The organism is Arthrobacter cheniae, from assembly GCF_003602275.1.
Lineage (GTDB): Bacteria > Actinomycetota > Actinomycetes > Actinomycetales > Micrococcaceae > Arthrobacter_D > Arthrobacter_D cheniae.
In genome coordinates, this window is sequence record NZ_QZVT01000006.1 from 222,583 (window position 1) to 236,910 (window position 14,328).

Annotated in this window: 14 protein-coding genes; 10 read left to right on the forward strand and 4 right to left on the reverse strand. The window is 67.5% G+C overall.

The window, feature by feature from the left end; all coding sequences use genetic code 11:
* Positions 1 to 4: 4 nt before the first annotated feature.
* Both groL and groES read right to left on the reverse strand, forming a co-directional pair.
* The gene (groL, locus tag D6T63_RS12955) at positions 5 to 1,621 is read right to left on the reverse strand and encodes a chaperonin GroEL (protein ID WP_120149462.1); all 1,617 of its coding nucleotides are present in this window, start codon (positions 1,619 to 1,621) and stop codon (positions 5 to 7) included.
* 75 nt (positions 1,622 to 1,696) lie between these two features.
* Entirely contained in the window at positions 1,697 to 1,993 is a 297-nt protein-coding gene (groES, locus tag D6T63_RS12960) for a co-chaperone GroES (protein WP_055768411.1), read from the reverse strand.
* A gap of 323 nt (positions 1,994 to 2,316) precedes the next feature.
* Here groES and D6T63_RS12965 point away from each other — a divergent pair, with 323 nt between their 5' ends.
* The 7 genes from D6T63_RS12965 (at position 2,317) to ybaK (ending at position 8,672) form a co-directional block, all read left to right on the forward strand.
* The gene (locus D6T63_RS12965; RefSeq protein WP_120149463.1) at positions 2,317 to 3,261 is read left to right on the forward strand and encodes a siderophore ABC transporter substrate-binding protein; all 945 of its coding nucleotides are present in this window, start codon (positions 2,317 to 2,319) and stop codon (positions 3,259 to 3,261) included.
* Between the two features lie 32 nt (positions 3,262 to 3,293).
* Positions 3,294 to 4,307 (forward strand): ABC transporter permease, encoded by a 1,014-nt coding sequence (locus D6T63_RS12970; RefSeq protein WP_235830737.1) that lies wholly within the window; start codon positions 3,294 to 3,296, stop codon positions 4,305 to 4,307.
* A complete protein-coding gene (locus tag D6T63_RS12975) occupies positions 4,297 to 5,310 on the forward strand; it encodes an iron chelate uptake ABC transporter family permease subunit (RefSeq protein ID WP_120149465.1) in 1,014 nt (337 codons plus the stop codon). Before D6T63_RS12970 ends, D6T63_RS12975 begins: the two co-directional genes overlap by 11 nt.
* Positions 5,307 to 6,065, forward strand: a complete 759-nt coding sequence (locus tag D6T63_RS12980; RefSeq protein WP_120149466.1) for an iron ABC transporter ATP-binding protein — start codon at positions 5,307 to 5,309, stop codon at positions 6,063 to 6,065. The genes D6T63_RS12975 and D6T63_RS12980 overlap by 4 nt, the downstream gene beginning before the upstream one ends.
* A 9-nt stretch (positions 6,066 to 6,074) precedes the next feature.
* On the forward strand, positions 6,075 to 7,289 hold the full coding sequence (locus D6T63_RS12985; RefSeq protein WP_120149467.1) for a THUMP-like domain-containing protein: 1,215 nt from the start codon (positions 6,075 to 6,077) through the stop codon (positions 7,287 to 7,289).
* Between the two features lie 121 nt (positions 7,290 to 7,410).
* Positions 7,411 to 8,127 (forward strand): HAD family hydrolase, encoded by a 717-nt coding sequence (locus D6T63_RS12990; RefSeq protein WP_120149468.1) that lies wholly within the window; start codon positions 7,411 to 7,413, stop codon positions 8,125 to 8,127.
* 50 nt (positions 8,128 to 8,177) lie between these two features.
* Positions 8,178 to 8,672, forward strand: coding sequence for a Cys-tRNA(Pro) deacylase (ybaK, locus tag D6T63_RS12995; protein ID WP_120149469.1), 495 nt, complete (start codon positions 8,178 to 8,180; stop codon positions 8,670 to 8,672).
* A gap of 53 nt (positions 8,673 to 8,725) precedes the next feature.
* Here the strand turns inward: ybaK and D6T63_RS13000 are convergent, their stop codons facing one another.
* Together D6T63_RS13000 and D6T63_RS13005 are read right to left on the reverse strand one after the other, a co-directional pair.
* Positions 8,726 to 9,562 carry a PhzF family phenazine biosynthesis protein gene (locus tag D6T63_RS13000; RefSeq protein ID WP_120149470.1) on the reverse strand — a complete coding sequence of 279 codons (837 nt, stop codon included), beginning with the start codon at positions 9,560 to 9,562 and terminating at the stop codon, positions 8,726 to 8,728.
* Between the two features lie 31 nt (positions 9,563 to 9,593).
* Positions 9,594 to 11,048 carry an APC family permease gene (locus tag D6T63_RS13005; protein WP_120149471.1) on the reverse strand — a complete coding sequence of 485 codons (1,455 nt, stop codon included), beginning with the start codon at positions 11,046 to 11,048 and terminating at the stop codon, positions 9,594 to 9,596.
* Between the two features lie 208 nt (positions 11,049 to 11,256).
* Here D6T63_RS13005 and D6T63_RS13010 point away from each other — a divergent pair, with 208 nt between their 5' ends.
* From D6T63_RS13010 to D6T63_RS13020, 3 genes are read left to right on the forward strand one after another with little or no spacing between them, the layout of a single operon-like run.
* Positions 11,257 to 11,703 carry a VOC family protein gene (locus tag D6T63_RS13010; RefSeq protein ID WP_120149472.1) on the forward strand — a complete coding sequence of 149 codons (447 nt, stop codon included), beginning with the start codon at positions 11,257 to 11,259 and terminating at the stop codon, positions 11,701 to 11,703.
* Between the two features lie 18 nt (positions 11,704 to 11,721).
* Entirely contained in the window at positions 11,722 to 12,369 is a 648-nt protein-coding gene (locus D6T63_RS13015; RefSeq protein ID WP_120149473.1) for a maleylpyruvate isomerase family mycothiol-dependent enzyme, read from the forward strand.
* 39 nt (positions 12,370 to 12,408) lie between these two features.
* The gene (locus D6T63_RS13020; RefSeq protein ID WP_120149474.1) at positions 12,409 to 14,325 is read left to right on the forward strand and encodes an amylosucrase; all 1,917 of its coding nucleotides are present in this window, start codon (positions 12,409 to 12,411) and stop codon (positions 14,323 to 14,325) included.
* Positions 14,326 to 14,328: the final 3 nt, after the last annotated feature.

Sequence of the window (14,328 nt, forward strand, 5' to 3'; positions counted from 1 at the left end):
TGTCCTAGTGCGAGTGGCCGTGGCCTTCCGCGCCGTCGGACTCCTCGGGCTTCTCGACCACGAGGGTCTCAGTCGTGAGTACCAGCGCGGCGATGGAGGCAGCGTTGCGCAGTGCGGAGCGCGTCACCTTCACCGGGTCAATGATGCCGGCGTCCACGAGGTTCTCGTACTCGCCGGTCGCGGCGTTGAAGCCGTGACCCACCTCGAGGTCCGAGACCTTGGCGACGACGACATAGCCCTCGTGTCCGGCGTTCTCGGCGATCCAGCGCAGCGGCTGGGCCAGGGCGCGGCGGACGAGGCCGATAGCGGTGGCCGCGTCGCCCTCGAGTGCCAGCACGTCGGGATCCGTGTCCAGTGCCTTGCCGGCATGGACCAGGGCAGAGCCGCCACCGGCGACGATGCCCTCTTCGAGAGCCGCACGCGTCGAGGACACGGCGTCCTCGATGCGGTGCTTCTTCTCCTTGAGCTCGACCTCGGTAGCTGCGCCGACCTTGATGACGCCGATTCCGCCGGCGAGCTTCGCGAGGCGCTCCTGGAGCTTCTCGCGGTCCCAGTCGGAGTCGGTGCGCTCGACCTCTGCGCGGATCTGCGCCACGCGGTCGGCGACGTCGGACGCGCTGCCGGTGCCGTCGACGATCGTGGTCGCATCCTTGGTGACGGTGATCCGGCGAGCGGAACCGAGCACCTCGAGGCCCACCTGGTCCAGCTTGAGGCCGAGATCCGGCGAGACGACCTGCGCGCCCGTGAGGGTGGCAATGTCCTGCATCATGGCCTTGCGGCGGTCACCGAAGCCGGGAGCCTTGACGGCGACGACGTTCAGGGTTCCGCGGATCTTGTTGACGACGAGCGTCGAGAGCGCTTCGCCCTCGATGTCCTCGGCGATGATGAACAGCGGCTTACCTGCCTGCAGGGCCTTCTCCAGCAGCGGCAGGAACTCCTGCAGTGACGAGATCTTGCCCGAGTTGATCAGGATGAGCGCGTCCTCGAGAATGGCTTCCTGCCGCTCCGCGTCGGTCACGAAGTACGGCGAGAGGTAACCCTTGTCGAACTGCATGCCCTCGGTGAGGACCAGTTCGGTCTGCGTGGAGGAGGACTCCTCGATGGTGATCACACCATCCTTGCCGACCTTCTCGAAAGCCTCGGCGAGGAGGTCTCCGACCTCGGTGCTCTGGGCGGAGATGGACGCGACGTTCGCGGTCTGCTGGCCGACGACCTCGCGGGCGTTCTCCAGCAGGCGCTTGGCGACGGCCTCGACCGCGACCTCGATGCCGTGCTTGAGCTGTCCTGGTGCGGCCCCGGCGGCCACGTTGCGGAGGCCCTCCTTGACGAGAGCCTGGGCGAGGACCGTCGCGGTGGTGGTTCCGTCACCGGCGACGTCGTTGGTCTTGGTGGCTACTTCCTTGGCCAGCTGAGCGCCGAGGTTCTCGTACGGGTCATCGAGTTCGATCTCGCGGGCGATCGTGACGCCGTCGTTCGTGATGGTGGGAGCGCCCCACTTCTTGTCGAGCACGACGTTGCGTCCACGGGGGCCCAGCGTCACCTTGACGGTGTTCGCGAGCTTGTCCACGCCGGCCTCGAGGGCACGGCGGGCGGCGTCGTTGAATTCCAACTGCTTTGCCATTGTTGATTCCTTTCAGGCTTGTGCAGCGAGAAAAAACCCCGGCCATCGCGGGCCGGGGCTTCTCCGTTCGGGGTACTACTTGACGACGACTGCGAGGACGTCGCGGGCGGAGAGCACCAGGTACTCCTGGCCGCCGTGCTTGACCTCGGTTCCGCCGTACTTCGAGTAGATGACGATGTCGCCCTCGGCGACATCGACGGGGACGCGGTTACCGTTGTCGTCGACGCGACCCGGTCCAACTGCTACGACCTCGCCCTCCTGGGGCTTCTCCTTGGCCGTATCCGGGATGACGAGGCCGGAAGCAGTGGTCTGCTCGGCTTCGAGGGGGCGGACAACAATACGATCCTCAAGGGGCTTAATAGAGACCGACACTCGGGCTCTCCTTTGCGTTCGATACCAATGGAATATAGGCCGTCGGGCTGGGCGTGAACCGTCGTCGCGGTGCCGGCGAACGCTTCCCTCGGGATTAGCACCCACAGGGAGTGAGTGCCAGTCCTGACTGTATGCAACGGCTGGCACTCGGTCAAGGCGAGTGCCAGCCGTTGCGGATTCCGCCACCGTGAGTGGCTGCCATCCATCAAATAGGTCACGCTTCGTTTGCGTAATTCACCGGCTTCCCTCTACATTCGAGAAGGTAAGGCACTCCTTACTTCCACCGCCGGCCCTGCCCGGCCCTTACCTTCCGGAGCCAATCCATGGCACATGTGCGACTCGCCGTCCTCTCCGCCGCCGCCGCGGCCACCCTTGCCCTCTCGGGATGCGGTGGATCCTCCGAAGCGGCAGGTGAGCCCACAACAGCCGCTTCGGTCACCATCGACCACGCGCAGGGAACCACCGTAGTACCCGTGGACCCCCAGAACGTCTTCACCTTCGACCTCGGCGCTCTCGATACGCTCGATGCACTCGGGGTCGACGTCGCCGGCGTACCGCAGGGAACCCTGCCCGCCCAGCTGTCGGACTACGAGGGGGGCGACACCGCGAACATCGGCTCCATGAAGGAACCGGATTTCGAGGCGATCGCCGCCGCCGAGCCCGACCTGATCATCATCTCGGGCCGCGTGGCCGACTCCTATGACCAACTGTCGGAGATCGCGCCGACGATCGATCTCAGTGTCGATGCCGCCGACCCGATCGCCAGCTTCACCGAGCACACCGAAGCACTCGGCCGCATCTTCGACCTCGAGGACGAAGTGACCGAACGCCTTGCGAACCTCCAGTCCGGGATCAGCGAGACGAAGGAGGCCGCCGCATCCGCCGGGAACGGCCTCGTCCTGCTGACCAGTGCGGGCGAGGTCACGGCCTACGGGTCCGGGTCGCGCTTCGGGCTCATCCACGATGTCCTGGGCGTCGAGCCCGCCGCGGACGTGAAGTCCGAGGGCACCCACGGCGAGGCCGTCTCGTTCGAGTACATCGCCGATGTCAATCCCGCGCACCTGTTCGTCATCGACCGCGACGCCGCCGTCGGCGAGGCCGGCGCGGCGGGCGCAGCCGTCCTGGACAACGAGCTCGTGAACGGCACCGACGCCGCGAAGAACGACGCCGTCACCTACCTCGACTCCGCGAGCTGGTACCTGATCGGCTATGGCTTGAACAACCTCGATGCGATGGTGTCGGCGGTCAACGAGGCCGTCGCGGCCTGATCGGCACACTGCTCCCCCGCGGCAGGTACCTCTTGGCAACACTCATGTTCCGGTCGAAGCAACCGGCACAGCAGCACGGCTCCGTCCGACCGCCCGCCCTGTGGCTGGCCGCCGGAGCCGTGCTGCTGCTTGCCCTCATCAGCCTCTTCGTCGGAGTGTCCGACGTCTCACCGGCCGATCTCCTCGCGGGAGACGCCGAGGTTTGGCAGACCTTCCTCGTGAGCCGGATCCCGCGCACCCTGGCCGTGATCCTGGCCGGTGTCGCGCTCAGTATCGCGGGATTCATCCTGCAGCTCATGGCGCGCAACCGGTTCGTGGAGCCGTCCACCGTCGGCACGGTGGAGTCCGCGACGGCCGGTATCCTCGTGGCGACTCTGCTCCTGCCCGCCGTTCCGATCGTCGGAAAAATGGTCGTCGCCGCGCTCTTCGCCATGGCGGGGACCGCCCTGTTCCTGGTCGTGCTCCGCCGCATCCCCCTGCGCAACACCCTGATCGTGCCCTTGGTCGGCATCATGCTCGGCGGTGTCATCTCGGCTGTGACCACCTTCTTCGCCTACCGCTTCGATCTCCTGCAGACCCTGAACACCTGGATGATCGGCGATTTCTCCGGCGTCATCCGCGGCCGCTACGAGCTCCTGTGGATCGTCGCCGCCCTCGCCGTCGTGGGCTACATCTGCGCGGACCGGTTCACCGTGGCCGGGATGGGCGAGGAGTTCACGACCAACCTCGGCCTGAACTACCGCCGCACCATGAACCTCGGACTGGTGCTGGTGAGTCTGATCAGCGCCGTGGTGGTCGTGGTGGTCGGTTCCATCCCCTTCCTCGGGCTGATCGTCCCCAACCTGGTGTCCCTGCTCATCGGCGACAACGTGCGCAGGGCCGTGCCCTGGATCGCCGTGTTCGGCGCCGGTTTCGTCCTGCTGTGCGACATCCTCGGCCGGGTCATCCGCCTGCCCTACGAAGTGCCCGTGGGCGTCATCGTCTCCGTGGTCGGCAGCGCGCTGTTCATCACGCTCCTCGTGAGGAGGACCGCCGGTGCGCGCTAGGACAGGGGCCCTTCCCGCCGCCGTCGTGCAGACGGCACGGAGACCCGTGCGGACGCTTCCTCCGCGAGTCTGGCTGGTGGTCCTCGGCGTCACCGCCGCGGCCCTCGTGGCGGCTTTCCTGCTGGTCGGCCTCGAGGGAAACCTCGCCTACGTCCTGCCGCGGCGACTCAACCGGGTCGGCGCCATGGTGCTCGTCGCCGTCGCCGTGGGGGTGTCGACGGTCCTGTTCCAGACGGTGACCGGCAACCGGATCCTGACGCCGTCGATCATGGGGCTCGATGCCCTCTACATCCTCATCCAGACCTCACTGGCCTTCGCCCTCGGTGCCTCCACGCTGCTGACGCTCGGCCCGCCGATCCGCTTCGCCGTGGAAGTCACCCTCATGGTCGCTTTCTCCTCGATGCTCTACCGGTGGCTCTTCACAGGAGGCGGACGCAGCCTGCACCTGCTCCTGCTGGTGGGCATCGTCTTCGGCGTGTTCTTCCGCGGCGCCTCGTCGCTGCTCCAGCGCCTCATGGATCCGAGCGAGTACATCATCCTGCAGGACCTGTTCTTCGCGAGCTTCAACCGCGTGGACCCCACCCTGCTGCTGATCTCTGCGGTCGCCGTCGGAGGGCTCTGCGTACCGGCGTGGCGCCTGCGGCACCGCCTCGATGTCCTGGCGCTGGGGCGCGACACGGCCGTCGGTCTCGGCGTCGACTACCGGCGCACCGTGACCCTCGTGCTCGTGATCTGCTCCGTGCTCGTCGCCGTCTCCACCGCCCTCGTCGGTCCGGCGACGTTCTTCGGGCTCCTCGTCTCGGCCCTCGCCTACCAGCTGTGCAGCCAGTTCCGCCACGCCGTCGTCCTGCCGATCGCGGTCCTGCTCGGCGTGATCGCCCTCGTCGGAGGCCAGCTGGTCCTCGAGCAGGTGTTCGCCTTCGACACCGCGCTCAGCATCGTCATCGAGTTCACCGGCGGCCTCGTCTTCCTCGCCCTCCTCCTGAAAGGCCGTGTCCGGTGATCACCCTCGACAACGCCACCAAGCGCTATGGCCCCATCACGGTGGTGGACGGCGTCAGCGCCACCATCCCGCGGGGCGGCGTCACCTCGATCATCGGGCCGAACGGTGCCGGCAAATCCACCCTGCTGTCGATGATGAGCAGGCTGCTGCCGCTGGACGCCGGTACGGTCCATGTCGACGGACTGGACGTCAGCACGACCTCCGGCCAGACGCTCGCCCGCACGCTGTCCATCCTCCGCCAGGAGAACCAGCTGACCGTCCGGCTCTCGGTGCGCGACCTCGTGGGGTTCGGCCGCTTCCCCCACAACGGCGGCAGACCCACGGTGGTGGACCGCGAGCACATCGAACGTGCGCTCGAGTACCTCGACATGACCGAGCTGGCAGACCGGTTCGTCGACGAGCTCTCGGGAGGACAGCGGCAACGCGCCTTCATCGCGATGGTGCTGGCGCAGGACACGGACTTCATCCTGCTGGACGAGCCGCTGAACAACCTCGACATGAAGCACTCGGTGGACATGATGCGCCTGCTCCGACGGCTCGTCGACGACCTCGGGAAGACCGTGGTGCTGGTCATCCATGACATCAACTTCGCGTCCTGCTACTCCGACACGATCATCGCGATGCGCGACGGCGCCCTCATCCACCAGGGCACGGCCGAGGAGATCATGACGCCGGAGGTGCTGCGCGACGTCTACGACGTGGACATCCAGGTGGAGCTGATCCGCGGCAACAGGATCGGCGTGTACTTCGCCTAGGCTGGCCGCATGGCCCCGGACAACATCGCAGACATCCTGACTCCTGGGGGCTGGGAGCTGCTGAACTCCCTCGGCCCCTACACCGAAGCCGACAGCCTCCGCCTCACGGAGCAACTGCGGAAGGCCGGGCACTCCCCCGAAGTGGTTGCCGCCGCCCTCACCCAGTCGCGGCTGCGGGCGAAGGCCTCGGCGAAGTTCGGTCCGTTCGCCGACCACATGGTGTTCACGACGGCGGGGCTGGAGCAGGCCACCCGCCTGACGGTCGCTGCACGCCACGCACAGCGCTTCGTCGACGCCGGCCTCGTGAAGGTCGCGGACCTCGGGTGCGGGCTGGGCGCGGACAGCATGGCCCTGGCCACCCTCGACCGCGAGGTGACCGCCGTCGAGCTCGACGAGACGACAGCCGCCGCGGCGACGATGAACCTCATGCCGTTCCCGAACGCGCGCGTCGTCAACGCCGACGCCTCCTTCGTCGACACGGCGGAGTACGACGGCGTCTGGCTCGACCCGGCGCGCAGGACGACGACGTCGTCGGGAACGTCCCGACTCTTCGATCCCGAGGCCTTCTCGCCTCCGCTGTCCTTCGCGCAGGGACTTGCCGACAGCGGGAAGCCGGTGGGCGTGAAGATGGGGCCGGGCATGCCGCACGAGTCCATCCCGGGCACCTGCGAGGCACAGTGGGTGTCGGTGGACGGCGACGTCACCGAAGTGGCGCTGTGGTTCAACGCCCTGCGCCGCGAAGGCGTGCGCCGGGCTGCCCTCGTCATCGGGCCGCGGGGTTCGGCGGAAATGGCGTCGGCGGCCGATTTCGGTGAGGGCCCCATCGCCGGTATCGGGAAGCCTCGCGGCTACCTCTACGAGCCCGACGGCGCCGTCATCCGCGCCGAACTCGTCGCCGACCTCGCCGCGCAGCTGGGCGGTCACCTCCTGGATCCGATGATCGCCTACATCTGCGCGCCGACGTACACGGACACCCCGTTCGCCCGCGCCTACCGCGTACTCGAGGTGCGGCCCTACAACGTGAAGGCGCTCAAGGCCTGGGTCCGCTCCGAGGGTATCGGCGTACTCGACATCAAGAAGCGGGGCACCTCCGTCACTCCCGAGGAGGTCCGCAAGCAGCTGCTGACAGGTTCGGGCAAGGGCCGGAAGAAGGCCACCCTCGTCCTGACGCGCATCGGCGACGACCGCGTGGCGATCGTCGTCGAGCCCGTTCCGTCCGCCTAGCCATGCCCCTGGCGAGCCACATCTCGCCGCCCATCGCAAGCACCACAATGCCACCGCATGGTCTCCCCCTGCCTTCCTACACTCGTGGGGAAACCAATCCCGACGGGTGGAAGGCGGACACATGGCAGACGGCACGGAATCAGCGAAGGAACGGCACGGGGTCCTGTTCGATGTGGACGGGACACTCGTGGACTCCAATTACCAGCACACCGTCGCCTGGTGGCAGGCTTTCCGCCGCTTCGGGCACGACGTCCCGCTGGCCGAGATCCACAGGGCCATCGGGATGGGCGGGGACAAGCTGGTCGAACACCTGCTCGGGGAGGACCGTGACCCGGAACAGGACACCGAGCTCGACTCGACGCACGCCGCGATCTTCTCGGCCTACTGGCCTGCGCTCCGGCCCTTCCAGGGCGCCGGTGAGCTGGTCCGTCGCTGTGCCGAGGACGGCCTGACCGTGGTCCTCGCCTCCTCCGCCTCCCAGCAGGAACTCGGCGTCCTCCGCGGCATCATCGACGCGGACGACGCCATCACCGCGGCCACCAGCTCCTCCGACGCCGAGAACAGCAAGCCTTCCCCCGACATCCTGCAGGCAGCGCTCGACGCCGGCGGGCTGGAAGCGCGGAACGCCGTCTTCGTCGGCGACTCGGTGTGGGACGTCCTGGCGGCGTCCGAGTTGAAGATCCCCACGATCGGACTGGCGTCGGGCGGTACGAGCGAGGCGGAACTGAGGGACGCCGGAGCGGTGGAGGTCTACAAGGACATCCGGGCACTGCTCGAGGCGTTCGACGACGGCCCGCTGCACACGCTCGCCGCGCCGGGCGGGGGCGCCGCCACCTAGGACCGCGTAGATTACCCAGCAACGGCTTTCCACTATCCGAAGGAGGCGCCGTGGGCAGGACCTCGACCGGTTCCCGCGGCACCCCCGCTCTCGCCGCCCTCTCGGCTGCCGGGATCGCCTTCACCCCCCGGCCGTACCACCATGACGACGGCGTGTCCTCCTACGGACTCGAAGCCGCCGAGGCGCTGGGCGTCGACCCCGCACGAGTCCTCAAGACCCTGATGGTGAGTATCGACCACCTCCTCGTCGCCGCCGTCGTCCCGGTCAGCGGGTCACTCGACCTCAAGGCGCTGGCCGCTGCGCTGGGCAGACGCAAGGCCGTCCTGGCGGATGCAGCCGCCGCCCAGCGGCGCACCGGCTACGTCGTCGGTGGCATCTCGCCCATCGGGCAGCGTCAGCCCTCTCCCGTGGTCATCGACACATCCGCCCTCGACCACTCCACGGTCTTCATCTCCGGCGGCCGGCGCGGGCTCGATGTCGAGCTCGCACCCGCCGACCTCATCGCGGTGACCACGGCGCTGGTTGCCTCGATCGCAGCGCCCTGACGAACCCACAGGGAGCACGTCCGCCACCGGACCAGGACGGCGGTCACCGGCGTTCAGGATGTGATCCGGACTGCTCCGCCCGATACGGTCATGCCGCCCGTTACAGGTATGCCGACGGTAATCACGGAGGGCCGGCCGACGTCGCCGCCCTGATGCACGGTCAGCGTCGCGGGCGGAGCCACCTCGGCACGTTCCCGGAGGTACGCGCCGAGGGACGCCGCCGCCGAGCCGGTTGCCGGGTCCTCCCGTACTCCGCCGGGCGGGAAGGGATTCCGCGCTTCGAAGACGAGCGGGCTCGTGCGATGCACGACGGCGACCGTCGCGCCCCAGCCCTGCGCGGCCATGAGGGCCTTCAGTCCCTCGTAGTCGTAGTCGAGGTTCCGGAGGACAGCAGCGTCGCGGACGGCCACGATCGGATGCACGTTGCCGGCGTAGGACAGCAGAACGGGAAGGTCCGCGTCCAGGTCCCCCTCGGCCAGGCGGAGATGCTGCAGGAGCCGGCTGCGGACTGCGCCGTCGATACCCTCCACCCGCGGCTCAACGGTCACGAGGGACGCCATCAGGCGATCACCCACCCGGTCCGTGACGAGATCGATCCGACCCACCGGCGTGGAGAGCAGGAGCCTCCCTGTACCTTCGCGCTCGGCGAGCGCGATCCCGGTGGCGATCGTCGCATGGCCGCAGAAGGGCACCACCGTCTCCGGGGCGAAGTAGCGGATTGTCGCGGCACCAGGCGTTCGCCGGACGATGAAGGCGGTTTCGGCGTAGCCGATCCGGGCAGCAATGGCCTGCATGTCCCTCGCGTCGAGGTGATCGGCGCCGAGCACCACGCCAGCGGGATTACCGCCGTCGGGCGTGTGCGTGAAAGCCGCGTAGCGGAGGATCTCCATGCAGCGATGCCGGCGTCCGGTCCGCGGCGGCTCAGCCGTCGATCGCCGTCGGGTCCCCGACCTCGGTATTGGTCTTCCTGTTGATCAGCCAGGTGATGAGCCAGAGCACGACGCCGATCGCCATCAGACCACCGGCGATCTGGTACTGCACGACATCGCGCCCCACCCAGGGGCCGGCGAGGAACGCACAGAGGAGCGCGGCCACGATCGGAAGTGGACCGGGAGAGGTGAAGAAGACCTTGCGGTGGACGTCCCGCTTGCGGCGTAGGACCACGCAGGCGACGTTCACCACGGTGAAGACGCACAGGAGCAGGAAGGCTGTGGTCCCGGAGAGGTTCGCGACGATGTTGCTCTCGGGGTCGCTCGTCACGTAGACGATCAGGCCGAGGGCGAGGATCGTCGAGAACGCGATGCCTGCCCAGGGAGTGCAGCGCACCGGCAGGACCTTGCCGAGCTGCCGGGGAAGCACACCCTGCCGTGCCATCCCGTAGATCAACCGGCTCGCCATCAGCATGTTGATGAGGGCGGTGTTGGCAACCGCGAAGACGGCGAGGAAGGGGAAGATCCTGTCGATCGGGAAGTCTGGCGATCCCTTGTGGACCACTTCGAGGAGGGCTGCGCCTTCGGCCTCGCGAATGCCTTCCAGCTCGGTGGGGCTCAGGACCGTGACCACGGAGATGGCAACCAGCATGTAGAAGATGACCGCGATCCCGAGGCCTGTCAGCATGGTGCGCGGGAAGATCCGCTCAGGGTTCTGCGTCTCCTCGACCATGTTCACGGAGTCCTCGAAACCCACCATGGCGAAGAAGGCGATGGACGTAGCAGCGGTCACCGCGAGGAAGAGGCCCTTGTCCTGGTAATCGGTGAAGACGAAGACCTCACCCACGTTGCTGTTGCCCTGGGCCATGGCAAGGAAGCCCACGCCGATCACGATGCACAACGCGGCCATCTCCACGAGCGTCAGGACCACGTTGAACTTCACGCTCTCCCCCACACCGCGGAGGTTGATCACCGCCAGCAGCAGCATGAAGGCCAGGGCTACGAGGGTGATCACACCCTGGCCCGGCATGGCCAGCCACCCGTTGATCTCGAGCCCGCCGAAAAAGTTCTGCGCGAGCACATTGGCCGACGTCGCGGCGCTGGTGATCCCCGAGCAGACGACGGCGAACGCCACCAGGAATGTGACGAAGTGGATGCCGAACGCCTTGTGCGTATAGAGGGCCGCCCCGGCTGCCTGGGGATACTGCGTCACGAGTTCGAGGTAGGAGAACGCGGTCATTGTCGCGACGACGAAGGCCAGCAGGAACGGGAGCCAGACCAGCCCGCCGACCGTACCCGCCATGGTCCCGGTGACGGCGTAGACGCCGGCTCCGAGAATGTCCCCGACTATGAACAGCAGGAGCAGTTTCGGCCCGAGGACCCGCTTGAGTTGGGGTTCGTCGGTAGTGGCGGGTGCATCTGACACGTGCTCGGCAGAAGTACTCATGGTCGGCCTCCCCTGTGGTTTTCCACCTCACTGTGGCCCTCTTCGGTGTGCTTGGCAAGGGTCGGATTACAGGAACTCCGCCTCGACGCGTGGGCCGAGGTCTCTGCCCACCGATGATTCTTCGAGGGATGTGACGTCCAACAGCTACAACGGCCCACGAGGGGCCCGAGCAGCACCCAAGAGAACAATCCGGAACAGGAGAACCATCATGGCCACCAACGTCTTCATCAACCTTCCCGTCAGCGATCTGGCGAGGTCGAAGCGGTTCTACACCAGCTTCGGCTGGACACTCGATCCCAACTTCTCCAACGACGACGCCGGAGCCGTCACCATCAGCGACACGATCCACCTGATGATCCTGACGCACAGCCACTGGGCGCAGTTCACGGACAAGCAGGTGGCCGACGCAACAACCACCTCTGCCGTCATCAACGCGATCAGTGTCGAAGAGCCCCGCCAGATCGACACCATGGTCGATCAGGCCATAACCGCCGGCGCGACCGAGGGCAAGGCGCAGGAGTTCGGCTTCATGCGCTCGCGCACCTTCGCCGATCCCGATGGGCACACGTGGGAGATCATGTGGATGGACCCGATCGCCCGGACGGGAGACTGGGCGGCCGTGCAGGCCAAGTACGGGGAACAACAGTTCGCCTGATCGCGGACAGGACAGCGGATGGAACGCGACACCGAGGCACTCTGGAACTGCGCCCACGCGGAACGCGCTGCCCTGGCCCGGGACCTCGCCTCCCTCCCCGGGGAGGCATGGCGGGGTCCTACCCTGTGCGGGAACTGGAACGTCGAGGAGGTCACGGCGCATCTCACGGCGGCTGCATCGGTCGGTCAGTGGCGATGGATCCGGAGCATGGTGCTGGCAGGCTTCCGGCCGGGTGTGCACAATCAGCGCCGGCTCGAGGAGTGTCTGGGGTCGACGCCCGCCGGGACGCTCCAGGAGTTCCGGGCCGTTATCGGCTCGACCGTGGCTCCGTCGTCGCACATTGCCGCCTACCTCGGCGAGGTGGTGGTGCACGCCCAGGACATCCGGTATCCCCTCCACCTCCCGGCACGGCCGGGCCTGGAGTCGTTGCTCCCGGTGGCGGAGTTCTTCGCCGCGAGGAACTTCACCCTTCCGAGCCGCGACAACGGTGCGGGGCTGCGGCTGGTGGCGGCGGATGCTCCGTTCGAGGTCGGTGCCGGTCCGGAGGTACGCGGCAGCCTGCTCGGGCTGGTGATGTGCCTGGCCGGGCGGCCCGCCTACCTCGAAGAGCTGGAGGGACCCGGCGTGGCGCTGCTCCGCGAACGCATCACCCGCGTGGAGAACTGAACCGCGTCGGGCGTCCTTCCGCTGGAATAGGCTTGCTGGATGAGTTCGACGTCCAGCCTGCCCGAAGACCGCATCCGGGCAGAAGTCCAGTCCGCGCGCCTCGACGCGACGTCGGACGCGGATTGGCAGTCCTTCATGGTTCGCTTCGATACCGAGTTCCCCCGGCTGCAGTCACTGTTCCACCGCATCTACGGACCGGGCGCGGACGGCGAACTGCTGCAGGTGGTCCTCGACGCCGCGGCGTCCTGGCAGGAACGCCCCGCGGACCTCAAAACCCTTGACGCCTCCCGTGCCATGGCTCCGGACTGGTTCCAGTCCAATCGGATGCTCGGAGGGGTCTGCTACGTCGACCTGTACGCAGGGAACCTCGCGGGCATGCGTGAGCGCATCCCGTACTTCCGGAAACTCGGCCTCACCTACCTGCACCTGATGCCCCTGTTCCTGGCCCCGGCGGCGAACTCGGATGGCGGGTACGCGGTCTCCAGCTACCGCGACGTCGACCCCTCCCTCGGCACCATGGACGAACTTGCCGAGTTGGCCCGTGAACTCCGGGAGGACGGCATCGCCCTGGTGGTCGACTTCATCTTCAACCACACCTCGGACGAACACGACTGGGCGAAGCGTGCCGTCGCCGGTGACCCCGAGTACCAGGACTTCTACCTGATCTACCCCGACCGGCAGGTACCCGACGCCTACGAGCAGACCGTCCGGGAGATCTTCCCCGACGACCACCCCGGCTCCTTCGTGCAGATCGACGACGGACGGTGGGTCTGGGCGACGTTCCACTCGTTCCAGTGGGACCTCAACTACCGCAACCCCCGGGTGTTCCGGGCCATGGCCGGCGAGATGCTGTACCTCGCCAACCAGGGCGTGGACATCATCCGCATGGACGCCGTCGCGTTCATCTGGAAACAGCTCGGCACCAGCTGCGAGAGCCTGCCCGAAGCCCACCTCCTCCTGCAGGCCTTCAACGCGGTGTGCCGGCTCGCAGCTCCCTCGCTGCTCTTCAAGTCCGAAGCGATCGTGCATCCCGACGAGGTGGTGCAGTACATCGACCCGGGCGAGTGCCAGCTCAGCTACAACCCCCTGCAGATGGCCCTGATCTGGAACTCACTGGCCACCCGGGACGCCTCCCTGCTCGCCCAGGCCCTCGAACGCCGGCACGCCATCCCCGACGGCACCGCCTGGGTCAACTACGTGCGCAGCCATGACGACATCGGCTGGACGTTCTCCGACGAGGACGCCGCCGAACTCGGCATCAACGGGCACGACCACCGCCGCTTCCTCAACGCGTTCTTCGTCAACCGGTTCCCCGACAGCTTCGCCCGCGGCGTGCCCTTCCAGGACAACCCGCGCACCGGCGACTGCAGGATCTCCGGCACGACGGCGTCCCTCGCCGGTCTCGAAGCAGCCAGGGAAGCCGCCGAGGACGATGGCGCCGCCGTCGCTCGGATCCTCCTGGCCCACTCGATCATCCTCAGCACCGGCGGCATACCACTGCTCTACCTCGGCGACGAAGTAGGCCAGCTCAACGACTACTCCTACCGCGGCGACCCGGCCCGGGCAGGCGACAGCCGGTGGGTGGGCCGGCCCGGCTACCCAGCGGACCGCTACGAGGCCAGACACACCGCTACCACGAACGCCGGAGCCATCTTCGCCGGTCTCAGCCGGCTCATCGAGGTCCGGAAGCAGACCCCCGAGTTCGCCGGCGGACAGCTCGTTGCCTTCATCACGAACAACCCGCACGTCCTCGGGTACCAGCGCCCGGGACTGCTCGACGGCGAGGAATCCACCGTCGTCGTGCTCGTCAACGTCGCCGACACCCCGCAGGATGTCACGGCCCAGACCCTGTCCGGCCTACCCCCCATGGCACGGGAACTCATCAGCGGCGACAGCACGCTCCTGCACACCGGGGTGACCCTCGAACCCCATGGCGTCCGGTGGTTCAGGGTCTAGCCG